The organism is Pseudonocardia tropica, assembly GCF_040105315.1.
Taxonomy (GTDB): Bacteria; Actinomycetota; Actinomycetes; order Mycobacteriales; family Pseudonocardiaceae; genus Pseudonocardia; species Pseudonocardia alni.
This window is the reverse complement of record NZ_JBEDNP010000009.1, coordinates 211,263-224,627: the sequence shown is the minus strand read 5'-3', so window position 1 is coordinate 224,627 and position 13,365 is coordinate 211,263. Positions and strand designations below refer to the sequence as shown.

At 73.2% G+C, this 13,365-nt stretch carries 12 protein-coding genes; 7 read left to right on the top strand and 5 right to left on the bottom strand.

The features are described 5' to 3' along the window. Positions 1 to 124 precede the first annotated feature (124 nt). The 4 genes from ctaD (at position 125) to WHI96_RS16945 (ending at position 4,245) form a co-directional block, all read left to right on the top strand. Positions 125 to 1,879 carry an aa3-type cytochrome oxidase subunit I gene (gene ctaD, locus WHI96_RS16960; protein ID WP_345645919.1) on the top strand — a complete coding sequence of 585 codons (1,755 nt, stop codon included), beginning with the start codon at positions 125 to 127 and terminating at the stop codon, positions 1,877 to 1,879. A 47-nt stretch (positions 1,880 to 1,926) separates the two neighbouring features. Then, a complete protein-coding gene (serB, locus tag WHI96_RS16955) occupies positions 1,927 to 3,138 on the top strand; it encodes a phosphoserine phosphatase SerB (RefSeq protein ID WP_425571602.1) in 1,212 nt (403 codons plus the stop codon). Further along, positions 3,135 to 3,890: an aminoacyl-tRNA hydrolase gene (locus WHI96_RS16950; RefSeq protein WP_345645916.1), complete on the top strand. Its 756-nt coding sequence runs from the start codon at positions 3,135 to 3,137 to the stop codon at positions 3,888 to 3,890. The genes serB and WHI96_RS16950 overlap by 4 nt, the downstream gene beginning before the upstream one ends. Positions 3,891 to 4,026: 136 nt before the next feature. Then, positions 4,027 to 4,245 (top strand): hypothetical protein, encoded by a 219-nt coding sequence (locus tag WHI96_RS16945; protein WP_345645913.1) that lies wholly within the window; start codon positions 4,027 to 4,029, stop codon positions 4,243 to 4,245. Here the strand turns inward: WHI96_RS16945 and WHI96_RS16940 are convergent. Then, complete coding sequence (locus tag WHI96_RS16940) at positions 4,229 to 4,645, bottom strand: organic hydroperoxide resistance protein (protein ID WP_345645910.1); 417 nt, start codon at positions 4,643 to 4,645, stop codon at positions 4,229 to 4,231. The genes WHI96_RS16945 and WHI96_RS16940 overlap by 17 nt on opposite strands. A 73-nt stretch (positions 4,646 to 4,718) precedes the next feature. After that, positions 4,719 to 6,812 carry an ATP-dependent DNA helicase gene (locus tag WHI96_RS16935; protein WP_425571606.1) on the bottom strand — a complete coding sequence of 698 codons (2,094 nt, stop codon included), beginning with the start codon at positions 6,810 to 6,812 and terminating at the stop codon, positions 4,719 to 4,721. Between the two features lie 145 nt (positions 6,813 to 6,957). On the opposite strand from WHI96_RS16935, the gene WHI96_RS16930 reads away from it, so the two are divergent. After that, positions 6,958 to 7,848, top strand: coding sequence for a thioesterase family protein (locus WHI96_RS16930; RefSeq protein WP_345645907.1), 891 nt, complete (start codon positions 6,958 to 6,960; stop codon positions 7,846 to 7,848). 5 nt (positions 7,849 to 7,853) lie between these two features. On the opposite strand, the gene WHI96_RS16925 is transcribed toward WHI96_RS16930, so the two are convergent. The 3 genes from WHI96_RS16925 to WHI96_RS16915 form a co-directional block, all read right to left on the bottom strand. Continuing rightward, positions 7,854 to 8,357: a hypothetical protein gene (locus WHI96_RS16925; RefSeq protein WP_345645905.1), complete on the bottom strand. Its 504-nt coding sequence runs from the start codon at positions 8,355 to 8,357 to the stop codon at positions 7,854 to 7,856. 83 nt (positions 8,358 to 8,440) lie between these two features. Next, on the bottom strand, positions 8,441 to 9,814 hold the full coding sequence (locus WHI96_RS16920; protein ID WP_345645902.1) for an L-serine ammonia-lyase: 1,374 nt from the start codon (positions 9,812 to 9,814) through the stop codon (positions 8,441 to 8,443). 119 nt (positions 9,815 to 9,933) lie between these two features. Further along, positions 9,934 to 11,373 (bottom strand): MFS transporter, encoded by a 1,440-nt coding sequence (locus WHI96_RS16915; RefSeq protein ID WP_345645899.1) that lies wholly within the window; start codon positions 11,371 to 11,373, stop codon positions 9,934 to 9,936. A 316-nt stretch (positions 11,374 to 11,689) separates the two neighbouring features. On the opposite strand from WHI96_RS16915, the gene WHI96_RS16910 reads away from it, so the two are divergent. Continuing rightward, positions 11,690 to 12,043 (top strand): bifunctional 3-phenylpropionate/cinnamic acid dioxygenase ferredoxin subunit, encoded by a 354-nt coding sequence (locus tag WHI96_RS16910; RefSeq protein ID WP_208825742.1) that lies wholly within the window; start codon positions 11,690 to 11,692, stop codon positions 12,041 to 12,043. Then, complete coding sequence (locus tag WHI96_RS16905; protein ID WP_345645892.1) at positions 12,043 to 13,212, top strand: NAD(P)/FAD-dependent oxidoreductase; 1,170 nt, start codon at positions 12,043 to 12,045, stop codon at positions 13,210 to 13,212. The genes WHI96_RS16910 and WHI96_RS16905 overlap by 1 nt, the downstream gene beginning before the upstream one ends. Positions 13,213 to 13,365 lie beyond the last annotated feature (153 nt).

Here is a 13,365-nt window from a genome sequence, read left to right as displayed (position 1 = left end):
TGCGACGGGCCGGGATCCACGGAGTGGATCTCCCGGACCGGACGGGCGCCGCTCGCCGGTCGGGAAGTAGAGTCTGCCCGTCCGCGAGGACGTGCTCAGGTCAGGCAAGTGCATGGAGGCCCAGGTGACAGCCGTCGAGCCCAAGCCGATCTCGACGCGCCCGTATCCGGCGCGGCGCGAGGGCAAGGGATCCACGTTCCTCAAGATGTTGAGGACGACGGACCCGAAGGACATCGCGATCCTCTATCTGACGACGTCGTTCGGCTTCTTCGCCGTCGGCGGGGTCATGGCGCTGCTGATCCGCGCCGAGCTCGCACGGCCGGAGCTGCAGTTCCTGTCGACCGAGCAGTACAACCAGCTGTTCACGATGCACGGCACGATCATGCTGCTGCTGTTCGCGACGCCGATCGTCTTCGGTTTCGCGAACTACATCGTGCCGCTGCAGATCGGTGCCCCCGACGTCGCGTTCCCGCGGCTCAACTCGTTCTCGTACTGGCTGTACCTGTTCGGCGGCCTCATCGTCGTCTCCGGCTTCCTGACCCCGGGCGGCGCGGCGGACTTCGGCTGGTTCGCCTACACCCCGCTGTCGGACGCGGTGCGTTCGCCGGGGCCGGGCGGTGACCTCTGGATCATGGGCCTGGTCGTCTCGGGTCTGGGCACGATCCTCGGTGGCGTCAACTTCGTGACGACCATCGTCTGCATGCGGGCGCCGGGCATGACGATGTTCCGGATGCCGATCTTCACCTGGAACATCTTCATCACCGCGCTGCTGGTGCTGATCGCGTTCCCGATCCTGACCGCCGCGCTGCTGGCGCTGGCCGCGGACCGCCACCTCGGTGCGCAGATCTTCAACCCGGCCAACGGTGGGGTGGTGCTCTGGCAGCACCTGTTCTGGTTCTTCGGCCATCCGGAGGTCTACATCGTCGCGTTGCCGTTCTTCGGCATCGTCTCGGAGATCTTCCCGGTGTTCTCCCGCAAGCCGCTGTTCGGCTACAAGGGCCTGGTCTTCGCCACCATCGCCATCGCGGCGCTGTCGGTCGCGGTGTGGGCGCACCACATGTACGCCACCGGCGCGATCATGCTGTCGTTCTTCGCCTTCACCACGTTCCTCATCGCCATCCCGACGGGCGTCAAGTTCGTCAACTGGATCGGCACCCTGTGGAAGGGCAAGATCACCTACGAGACGCCGATGCTGTTCTCGGTCGGCTTCCTGGTCACGTTCCTCTTCGGCGGTCTGACCGGCATCCTGCTCGCGATGCCGCCGGTGGACTTCCACGTGTCGGACACCTACTTCGTCGTCGCGCACTTCCACTACGTGCTCTACGGCACGATCGTGTTCGCGACCTTCGGCGGGATCTACTTCTGGTTCCCGAAGATGACCGGCCGGTTCCTCGACGAGAAGCTCGGCAAGATCCACTTCTGGCTGACCTTCGTCGGGTTCCACCTGACGTTCCTGGTGCAGCACTGGCTGGGCAACGAGGGCTACCCGCGTCGCTACGCGGACTACCTGCCCTCGGACGGCTTCACCACGCTGAACACGATCTCCTCGATCGGCGCGTTCATCCTCGGTGCCTCGACGCTGCCGTTCTTCTACAACGTGTTCAAGAGCTACCGGTTCGGCCGGGTCTGCGCCGTCGACGACCCGTGGGGCTTCGGCAACTCGCTCGAGTGGGCGACCTCGTCCCCGCCGCCGCGGCACAACTTCACCGAGCTGCCCCGGATCCGCTCCGAGCGCCCGGCGTTCGACCTGCACTACCCGCACCTGGTCGAGAAGGCGCGCGCCGAGGCGCACGTCGGCAACCGGGCACACCCGAGCGAGGTCCTCGCGCAGTCGGTCGGCAAGGAGTCGCAGCCGGACAGCGACCCCAAGTCGAAGTAGTGGTCCCAGAACTCCCCGGTCCGGCCCGGCCCACCGTGCTCGTCACGGTGACCGGGCCGGACCGGCCTGGTGTCAGTTCCGTCCTGTTCACCGCCCTCACCGCGGCCGGCGTCGAGCTGCTCGACCTGGAGCAGGTCGTGGTGAACGGCCGGCTCACCCTCGGCGCGCTCGTCGTGCCGGCGGGGGACCCGGAGGACCTGCAGGACACGGTCGGTGCGGCGATGGACTCCATCGCCATGACCGTGCACATCGAGATCCAGCGCGACGGCCGGCAGGCCGCGCGGACGCCGTCGTCGCACGTCGTCACGGTGCTGGGCAGGCCGATCACGGCCCGCGCGTTCGGCGCGATCGCCGCGGAGCTCGCCGCGGTCGGCGCCAACATCGACTCCATCCGCCGGGTCGCCGACTACCCGGTGACCGGGCTGGAACTGCTCGTCTCCCCGGTCCCCGAGGGCGACGCCGACGCCTACCCGCCCGGCACGCTGCGCAGGCGGCTGGTCCGGGTGGCCCGGCAGGCGGGCGTCGACGTCGCGGTGGCCCGGGCCGGGCTGGCCCGGCGCAGCAAGCGGCTCATCGTGTTCGACGTCGACTCCACCCTGATCCAGGGCGAGGTCATCGAGATGCTGGCCGCCCGCGCCGGGGCCGACGTCGAGGCCGAGGTCCGGCGGGTCACCGACGAGGCCATGGCGGGCCGGCTCGACTTCACCGAGTCGCTGACCCGCCGCGTCGCCGCGCTGGAGGGGCTGCCCGCCTCGGTCGTCGACGAGGTGGCGGCCGAGATCGAGCTGACCCCCGGCGCCCGCACCACGATCCGCACGCTGCGCCGCCTCGGCTACCGCTGTGGCGTCGTCTCGGGCGGGTTCACCCAGGTCATCGCCGGCCTCGCCCGCGAGCTCAAGCTCGACTTCGTCGCCGCGAACGAGCTGGAGATCTCCGGGGGGCGGCTCACCGGGCGGGTCGTCGGCGAGGTCGTCGACCGGGCCGGGAAGGCCGTCGCACTGCGCCGGTTCGCCGAGACCCACGACATCCCGCTCGACCAGACCGTCGCGGTCGGCGACGGCGCGAACGACATCGACATGCTCTCCACCGCCGGGCTAGGGGTGGCGTTCAACGCCAAGCAGGCCCTGCGCGAGATCGCCGACACCTCGGTGTCTGTGCCCTACCTCGACGTCGTGCTGTTCGTCCTGGGCATCACCCGCACCGAGGTCGAGGCCGCCGACGCCGCCGAGGGTGTGCTCCGCCGGGTCCCGCTGGCGTGACCGGTCCCGCACCGCTGCTGGACCTGCTCGCGGGCCGCTACGGGGCCGGGGCGCGGAAGCGCGACATCGCGCCGGAGGCCGACGGCGTCGTCCGCGCGATGCCGGTCGTGCTGCGGATCGAGCGCGACCCGCTCCCCGGACGCACCGCGCTGCTGGAGGCCGCCGCGACGGCCGCGGTCGCCGTCTGCACCGACCCGCGGGCCCAGCCCGCCGGCGAGTGGTCCGACGCCGTCGCACCCTGGGTGGACGGGCGCATCCGCAAGATCGCCCGCCGGGCGCGCGGCGCGCACTGGCGCGCGGTCCAGGAGCTGCCCGGCGTGACGGTGCGGGTCGGCGACGCCGAGGCCCGCGCGCTGCTGCCCGGTCCGGTCGACGAGGTCCCCAAGGTGGTCTCGCGGCTGCAGATCGGCGGCACCGAGCTGCCCGTCGACGAGCCGGGCCCGCCCGACCCCGACGCCCCGCTGGTGCTGCTGTCCCCGCACGCGCGGATGACCGTCGGCAAGGCCGCCGCGCAGGTCGGGCACGCCACGATGCTGCTCGGCGCGGCCCTCGGCTGGCCGGTCGGCGCGGCGCCGGTGTGCGCGGTGCGGACCGCGGACCGTGCCACCTGGGACCGGCTGTGCCCGGCCGCCGACGACGGCGCCGACGGGGTGGTCGGGGTGCGCGACGCCGGCTTCACCGAGGTCGACCCGGGGACCATGACCTGCCTCGCGCTGGCCCGGGCCGCGTGTGCCGGGACCGCCGGGCGGTGATCCACCGGGTCCGGCGGGCCGAGGAGTCCGGCTCCGCCGCCACCGACGACGGCGGCCCGACCGGCCCGTTCGACACCGTCGTGCCGCGGCCCGGCCCCGGGACGGCGTTCGACCGCCGGGTCGGCACCGACCAGCGGTGCGGGCGCTGCACGACGGCACCGCCGCCGACGTGCCGACCGGCGACGAGCTCGTCGTGCACCGGTTCGTCGACGGGCCCGTCCGCACGCGCCGGGTGTCCGGCGGGACCTGCGCCGCGGCCGAGGCCGCGCCCGGCCGCGGTGGGGTGCTCGACACCGTGCACCCCACCGGCCTGTACCTGTCGGTGTCGGCGCTGCGGGTCAGACGGTCGCGGTGAGGGTGACCTCGACGTTGCCGCGGGTGGCCTTGGAGTACGGGCACACCTGGTGGGCGGCCTCGACGAGCTCGTCCGCGGCCGCCTGGTCCAGGCCCGGCAGGTGCGCGGTGATGTCGGCGGCCACGTGGAAGCTGACGTCGTCGGGCGCCAGCTGGATGGTGGCGGTGACCTGGGTGTCGTCGGGGACGGCGGTCTTGGACTCGCGGGCGGCCAGCCGCAGCGCACCGTGGAAGCAGGCCGCGTAGGCCGCGGCGAACAGCTGCTCGGGGTTGGTGGCGCCCCCGGGACCGCCCAGCTCCGGCGGCATCGTCAGGTCCTGGTCGATGAAGCCGTCGTCGCTGCGGATGTGGCCGTCGCGGCCACCGCCGGTCGAGGTGGCCTCGGTCGTGTAGTTCGCCATGGGTGCTCCTCCGGACTCGATTGGTTGCGCACAACCTATCTCGGGACGAGGCCCGTCCGCCGTGTGGAGCCGGTCACGAGGACCCGCGCAGCCGGCGCAGCGCGCCGTGCACCTTCTCCCGGTCGGTGGTCTCCCAGAACGGGGGCAGGCTCGCCCGCAGGAAGCCGCCGTAGCGCGCGGTCGCGATCCGCGGGTCCAGGATCGCGACGACGCCGCGGTCGTCGGTGGCGCGCAGCAGCCGCCCGGCGCCCTGGGCGAGCAGGAGCGCCGCGTGCGTCGCCGACACGGACAGGAAGCCGTTCCCGCCGCGCGCGTCGGTGGCCTTCTGCCGGGCCGCGATCAGCGGGTCGTCCGGGCGCGGGAACGGGATCCGGTCGATGATCACGCAGGACAGCGACGGGCCGGGCACGTCGACGCCCTGCCACAGCGACAGCGTGCCGAACAGCGAGGTCTCCGGGTCCTCGGCGAACCGCTTGACCAGCAACATCGTGGAGTCCTCGCCCTGGCACAGCAGGGGGGTGTCGAGCGTGCCGCGCAGCGCCTCGGTGGCCTGCTTCGCCGCGCGGGTGGAGGAGAACAGGCCCAGCGTGCGGCCCCCGGCGGCGCGCACGAGTCCCTCGATCTCCCTCAGCGTCTCCGGCGCGAGGCCGTCGCGGCCGGGGCTGGGCAGCCGCCGGGCGAGGTAGAGGATCCCGGACTTGGCGTGCGCGAACGGGGACCCGACGTCGAGGCCCTGCCAGCGCGGCGCCTCCGGGTCCTGCACCGGACCGTGCCCCTCGTCGACGCTCGACGGCGGGGTGGACCCGGCCTCCCTGGGCTGCGACGCGGGCAGGCCCCACTGCCGGGCCAGCGCGTCGAACGACCCGCCCAGGGCCAGCGTCGCCGAGGTCAGCACGGTGGTGCGGGTGTTGAACAGCCGCTCGCGCAGCAGCCCGCCGACCGACAGCGGCGCGACCCGCAGCACCTTGTGGCGGGAACCGTCGGGCCCCTGCTCACCCAGCCAGACGACGTCGCGGCGCGTGGCCGCGTCGGTCTCGGTGAACGTCTCCAGCAGCCGCGCGGCGGTGTCGACGACCTCGTCGAGCACGGCCTGGGCGAGCTTGCGGGCGGCGGCGCCCTCGGGGTCGGCGTCGTCGCTGCGCTTGTTCGCGCCCATCGACTGCCGGCAGCCCGCCCCGGCCGACAGGATCGCGTTCAGTGCGCCCGCGGCGGCGGTGCTCAGCGACTCCCAGCGCCCGGGAGCCATGTCCTCCAGCACCGCGGCGAGACCCTCACCGGCCTCCGCGAGCCGGTCCGCGGTGTCCTGGTCCACGAGCTTGCCGCAGCGCCGGGCCGCGGTCGCGACGGCGCCCGCGGTCAGCTCGGCGGTGGCCGCGCCGGTGACCCGGTCCACCAGCTCGTGCGCCTCGTCGACGATCACCACGTCGTGCTCGGGCAGCACCTGTGCCTCGCCCATCGCGTCGATCGCGAGCAGGGCGTGGTTGGTGACGACGATGTCCGCCCGCCCCGCCTCGGCCTTGGCCTTCTCGGCGAAGCAGTCCTCGCCGACCGGGCAGCGGCTCGCGCCGAGGCACTCCCGCGCCGTCACCGACACCTGCCGCCACGCGGAGTCCGGGACGCCGGGGACCAGCTCGTCGCGGTCCCCGGTCCCGGTGTCCGACGACCATTCGTGCAGCCGCTTCACCTGCCGCCCGAGCGCCGAGATGGCGAACGCGTCGAACAGTTCCTCGGAATCGTCGGTCGTGTCCCCCATGTCGCCGTGCAGCTTGTTCATGCACAGGTAGTTCCGCCGCCCCTTGAGGATGGCGAAGGTGGGCTCGCGGCCGAGCACCTTCCTCAGGCTCTTCGCGACGCGCGGCAGGTCCCGGTCCACGAGCTGGCGCTGGAGCGCGATCGTCGCCGTCGAGACGACGACCGTGGTGTCGCGGGCGATCGCGTGCCGGATCGCGGGCACGAGGTAGGCCAGCGACTTGCCGGTGCCGGTGCCCGCCTGCACGGCCAGGTGCTCCCCGGACGACAGCGAGCGGCGCACCGCGTCGGCCATCCGGTCCTGGCCCTCGCGGCGCGACCCGCCGACCGAGGTGACGGCCACCTCGAGCAGCTCGTGCACACCGGGCAGGTCCTGGGTCCGCACGGGGGCCGGTGAGGGGGGAGGCACGTCAGGCAGGTTACCGAGCACCTCCGACGGGCCCGGCCGTGACCGTGCCGCCCGGCACCCGGGACCGCGCACCCGGTGTGCCCGGGCAGCTCACCGGGTGTGATGTCGGACGGCCGGTTGCCGGTGAGCGGCGACACAGCGTCACGATGGGGGGGTGACAGCAACCATCACGACGCCGACCGTGCCCGAGCCGGGGATGTTCCCGGTGCTGATCGAGCACGAGGCCCGCTACGCCGACCTCGACCCGAGCCGCCGGATCGGCCGCGACGCCCTGGTGCGCTGGTTCGAGGACGCCCGCGTCGCCGTCGAGCGCGACACCTTCGGCGCCGACCTGGTCGCCCGCCTGCAGTCCCGCGTACGGCTGCTGCTCGCCGCCATCCGGGTCGACGTGCTGGCCCCGCTGCGGGTCACCGGCTCCTACCGGATCGGCGTCGGTGTCAGCCACATCGGCACCACGTCGTTCTCCTACCGGTACGCGGTCTTCGCCGGCGACGAGTGCGTCGCCACCGGCGAGTCCACCTCGGTGCACACCGACGGCGACGCCCCGGCCCCGCTGACCGACGAGGTCCACGGCGCGCTGACGGCCCTGCGCGTCGAGGCCCCCGCCCCGGTCCGTCCCGAGCGCGGCGACGCCCGCGCCGTCCGCGAGAACTACCCGTTCCGCTGGGACGTCCGCACCCGCTTCACCGACCTCGACACCAACCGCCACGTCAACAACGTCGCGCTGGCCTCCTGGTACCTCGACGGCCTCGCCGAGCTGCACTCCGACGTGCTGGGCTACCCCGCGGGCGGCCCGCTCGACGGGCTCTCCCCGTCGACGCTGTCGGTGCAGTACCTCTCGGAGGTGCACTACCCGGGCATCTACCAGATGCGCGTCGCGGTCACCGAGATCGGCGAGGACACCGTCCGCTACGTCTGCGGCCTGTTCCACGACCGCGAGCTCATCGGTCTGGCCGAGGCCGAGGGCTTCCACCACGCCCCGCGTGAGGACGGCGACCCGGTCCTCCTCGCGGAGAGGCTCGCCCCGTTCCGCTTCCGGGACTGACCTCGTCACGATGCATCGCGGTGCAGCTCGGCGGGAGTCGTGGATCTCCACACCCCGCTGAGCTGCATCGCGACGGGTGGGCCGGCGCGGCCGAGCTTGTCGTGCAGGTCGGTGTGGCAGACCCCGCAGGCCCGGATCCCCACGCCGGCCTCACCGGGGCACGCTGCGGCACAGTGGTTCCGTCCGGTGGAGGGCAGCGGGTTCAGAGGACCGCGCGGACGGCGGTCTCGAAGCCGACGACGTGGTCGCGGCTGACGGCCTCGGCGCGGTCGGCGTCGCCGTCGGCGATCGCCGGTCAGCAGCGCCCCGTGCTCGTGCACGTGGTGGCCGACCTGGTCCATGCGGTCCAGGAACAGGCAGTGGATCCGCGTGGCCAGGTGGTAGTAGCGGATCGGGGCCGGCGGCGGGATCTCCAGCACGATCGGCTGGTCCCGGATGGCCACGTAGGCCCGGTCGGCCAGCGACCGCGGGCTGTCGAAGTCCACGAACACGTCCTCGGTGATCGTCATGCCTGCTGCCCCTGCGGGACGGCCGCGCGGTCCGGCCGCGACAGCGGGAACCGCGCCGGCTCGTCCTGTCCGTGGAGCACGGCTCAGCACTCGACGATGTTCAGGGCGAGACCACCGCGGGCGGTCTCCTTGTACTTGTCCTTCATGTCCGCGCCCGTCTCCCGCATCGTCGTGATGGCCTTGTCCAGCGAGACGTGGTGCATCCCGTCGCCGTGCGCCGACATCCGCGCCGCGGTGATGGCCTTGATCGAGGCGACCGCGTTGCGCTCGATGCACGGGATCTGCACGAGCCCGCCGACCGGGTCGCAGGTCAGCCCGAGGTTGTGCTCGATGCCGATCTCGGCGGCGTTCTCGACCTGCTCCGGGGTGGCGCCCATGATCTCCGCGAGCCCGGCGGCCGCCATCGCGCAGGCCGACCCGACCTCGCCCTGGCAGCCGACCTCGGCACCGGAGATCGAGGCGTTCTCCGTGAACAGCAGCCCGACCGCGCCCGCGGTGAGCAGGAACCGGACGACGGAGTCGTCGTCGAAGCCGGGCAGGAAGCGCTCGGCGTAGTGCAGCACGGCCGGGACGATCCCGGCGGCGCCGTTGGTGGGGGCGGTGACGACGCGGCCACCCGCCGCGTTCTCCTCGTTGACCGCGAGGGCGTAGAGCGTCACCCACTCCATCGCGTGCAGTGCGTCGGGCTCGCCGGTCGCGGACTCCAGCCGCTCGCGCAGCGCCATCGCCCGGCGCCGGACCTTCAGCCCGCCGGGCAGCGTGCCGCCGGTGCGGGTGCCGCGCTCGACGCACTCCCGCATCACCGACCAGAGGTGCAGCAGCTCGCGGCGCACCACGTCCTCGGTGCGCCGGGACAGCTCGTTGGCCAGCATGACGTCGGAGATCGACAGGCCGTGGGCGCGGGTGAGACCGAGCAGCTCGTCCCCGGTGGTGAAGGGGTGGGGAACGGGGGTCGCGTCCTCCACCAGGACGGGGTGGCCCGCCTCGTCGGAGTCGAGTACGAAGCCGCCGCCGACCGAGTAGTACTCGCGCTCGTCCAGGACGGCGCCGTCGGCGTCGAAGGCCTGCAGCAGCATGCCGTTGGCGTGGAAGTCGAGCCGGCGGTCGCGGTGCAGGACCACGTCGTCGTCGGGGGCGAAGGTGATCTCGTGGATCCCGCCGAGGCGGATCCGGCCCTCGGCACGGACGTCGGCGACCATCGGGTCGGCCCCGGCCGGGTCGACGAGGTGCGGTTCCTGCCCGGCGAGCCCGAGCACGACGGCCTTCACACTGCCGTGGCCGTGCCCGGTCGCGCCGAGGGAGCCGAACAGCTCGACCCGCACCGACGCGGTACGGGACAGCCCGCCCGAGGCGGCGAGCCGCGCGACGAACCGGCCCGCGGCCCGCATCGGGCCCACGGTGTGCGAGCTCGAGGGCCCGATCCCGACCGTGAACAGGTCGAACACGGAGATGCTCACGGTCGCTCCGATCCACGCCGGGCTCTGGTCATGCCGACGATGTTAGATTGATATATCAATCGTGCCAAGAGACGGGCGCCGGGCGGTCCGTACCGGCGCGGGTGGGCCGGTGTGGTGGGTCAGTGCGTGTGGTCGTACGGCTGCTCGAGCGGGACGCCGTCGGCCGACGTCGGCGGCGGGGGCAGGTCCGCGCTGGAGGTCAGCGGTGCCGCCCCGGCCAGCGGGCGGCCCGCGGTCTCGGGCAGGAACACCACGCCGACCACGCCGACCAGGCCCGCGGCGACGAGGAAGTACCCCGGCCAGTCGAGGTCGCCGGTGGCGGTCACGGCGGTCTCGATCAGCGTCGGTGCGGTGCCCGCGAACAGCGACACCGACAGGTTGAACACCACACCCAGGCCGCCGTAGCGGACCATCGTCGGGAACTGTGCGGGCAGCGTCGACGGCAGCACGGCGGCGAAGCCGACCAGCACCGTGGCCATCAGCAGCAGGCCCACGAACTGGCCGATCGTGCCGTCGTGCATCAGCCGGACCGCGGGCAGTCCGACGGCCACCAGGGCCAGGCTCGTGACCATCAGGACCGGTTTGCGGCCGACCCGGTCGCTGAGCCTGCCCACCGCGGTGATCGCGCACAGCATGACCAGCATGACCGCGACGAGCATGGCGCCGGTGGTGGCTCCGGAGGCGCCGTGCCGGCCGTGCCGGGGGAGCGTCCCGGTCAGGTAGGTGGGCACGTAGTTGGTCAGCACGTAGTTGGTGACGTTCCAGGCGACCACCAGCGCCGCGGTCACCAGGGCCGGTGCCCGGTAGCGGCGGACCAGGATCTGCATCGCCCGCCGGTAGGGCATCGTCGCGAGCGCGGGGGAGCGCTCCATCAGCTGCCGGAACGCCGGGGTGTCCTCCAGGCGCATCCGCAGGTAGATGCCGGCGATCCCGAGGGGGAGGGCGAGCAGGAACGGGATCCGCCAGCCCCAGGCGAGCAGGTCCTCCTCGGGCAGCACCGCGACGAGCACGCCGCAGACGCCGGCGCCGAGGGTGTAGCCGGCGATCGTGCCGAACTCCAGCCAGCTGCCGAAGAAGCCGCGACGGCGGTCGGGCGCGTACTCCGCGACCAGGGTCAGTGCACCGGTGTACTCCCCGCCCGCGGAGAAGCCCTGCAGTATCCGGACGAGCAGCACCAGCAGCGGCGCGGCGATCCCGGCCGTCCCGTAGGAGGGCACGAAGCCCAGCGCGAGCGTCGCGACGGTCATCAGCAGGACCGTGAACGCGAGCACCCGGGTGCGGCCGATCCGGTCCCCGAGCGGGCCGAACACGAACCCGCCGAGCGGCCGGACGACGAACGCGGCCGCGAACGTCGCCAGCGTCAGCACCAGCGACCACTCGCCGGCCTCGGGGAAGAAGACCCGGTTGAGCACCACCGCGGAGAGGAAGGAGAAGAGGCCGAAGTCGTACCACTCGGCGACGTTGCCGACCGAGGCCGCCGCGGCCGCCCGCCGGACCGTGCGCTCCTCCTCGACCGCGACCGGACCGCGGCGTCGGGGCCTGCGCGGTCCGTCGGTCATGGGTCCCCCTCCGTGGCGGACGGGTCGGCCCCGTCGTCGTGGCGGGGCGGCGACGCCACACCACCATCCTCGCGGCCGTGGCGGCACGTGTCCACGAGTGATATATCTTTCGTCGACGGATGGCCCGGAATGTGCCGGTGCCGGTTCTCGGGGTCATTCGGTCACCGGGGACAGCCGCTCGCATTTCCACGTCGTGACGCCGTCGCCCCTCCTCGGGTCCCTCCGGAAATCGCTCATTGACGGCCGTGACCTGCGGCCTCACCATACGGTTGCGTATGGCATGGCGAGTTTCGCGATAGGCAACAGTGGAGGAAGCATGATCTTCGTGGGCGAGCTGTCCGACATCCCCGTCGGGGAGTCCGTTCGTGTTCAGGGGACGGTGCCCATCGCCGTCTTCAACGTCGACGGCGACCTGTACGCCATCGACGACACGTGCACCCACCAGGACGCCTCGCTGTCCGACGGATGGCTCGAGGACTGTGCGGTGGAGTGCCCGCTGCACGCGGCCTGCTTCGACCTGCGGACCGGGATGCCGAGCGGCCCGCCCGCGAAGACACCCGTCCGCACGCACCAGGTCGTGATCGCCGACGGTGTGGTCCACGTCGTCGAGTCGGTCCCCGCCTCCGGTGCCGCGACCGGCGTCCGCCCGGGCGTACGGGCCGGTACCTGATGCGCGACGTCACGGTCGTCGGCGCCTCGCTCGCCGGCCTCGCCACGGCGCGCGCCCTGCGCGCCCAGGGCTTCACCGGGACGATCACGGTCGTCGGCGACGAGAAGCACGCCCCCTACGACCGCCCTCCGCTGTCCAAGGAGTTCCTCGCCGGACGCTCCGACGAGGACGCCATCGCCCTGACCGGTGACGACGACGCCGCCCTCGACGTCGAGTGGCGCCTCGGTCGCACCGCACTCGCCCTCGACGGTCCGACCCGGACCGTCGCCCTCGACGACGGCTCGACCCTCTCGGCCGACGCCGTCGTCCTCGCCACGGGCGCCCGCGCCCGGACCCTGCCGGGCGAACTGCCCGGCGGGGTGCACACCCTGCGCACCCTCGACGACGCCCGCGCCCTGCGCGCCGACCTCGTCCCGGGCCGGCGGCTGGTGGTGGTCGGCGCCGGGTTCGTCGGGGCCGAGGTCGCCTCGACCGCGCACCGCCTCGGTCTGGACGTCACGGTCGTCGAGGCCGCACCGGTGCCGCTGCAGCGGACCCTCGGGCCCGAGATGGGCACCGCCTGCGGCCGCCTGCACACCGCCGCCGGGGTGCCGCTGCACCTCGGGACGGGGGTGGCCCGGCTCGTCGGCTCGCCCGGGGTCACCGGGGTCGAGCTCTCCGACGGCCGCGAGCTGCCCGCCGACGTCGTCGTGGTCGGGATCGGCGCGATCCCGAACGTCGAGTGGCTGGAGGGCTCCGGCCTCGACCTCGACGACGGCGTCGTCACCGACGCCGCGGGCCGCACGAACCTGCCCGGCGTCGTCGCGGTGGGGGACTGCGCCAGCACCCATCGCGACTACACCGGCTCCCGGCTGCGTCTGGAGCACTGGACCAACGCGCTGCAGCAACCGGCCGTCGCGGCCGCGGCCATGCTCGGGACCGGGCACTCGCTGCCGGTCCACCACGCGGTGCCCTACTTCTGGTCCGACCAGTACGGGCACAGCATCCAGTTCGCGGGACACCGGGCCGCGGACGGCTCGGTCCGGATCGAGGACGGCGACCCCGGGGCCGACGGCGGGTTCCTCGCCGTGTTCCTCAACGCGGCGGGCGAGGCCGTCGGCGTGCTCGGCGTCGACCGTCCCCGCCCCGTCGGACGGATGCGCCGGGAGCTGGCGAAGCGGCTCCGCTGACCCGGCACGTCACCAGCGGCGCAGGTCCCGTGCGGACCTGCGCCGCAGGCGTGTCCGGGGCCGGTCGCAGCCCGGTCGCACGGACCACGACCAGCCTCTTGACCTGCCGGGAGTGCCGTGCGACGCTCAACGCGGACAGTTGATATATCAGTC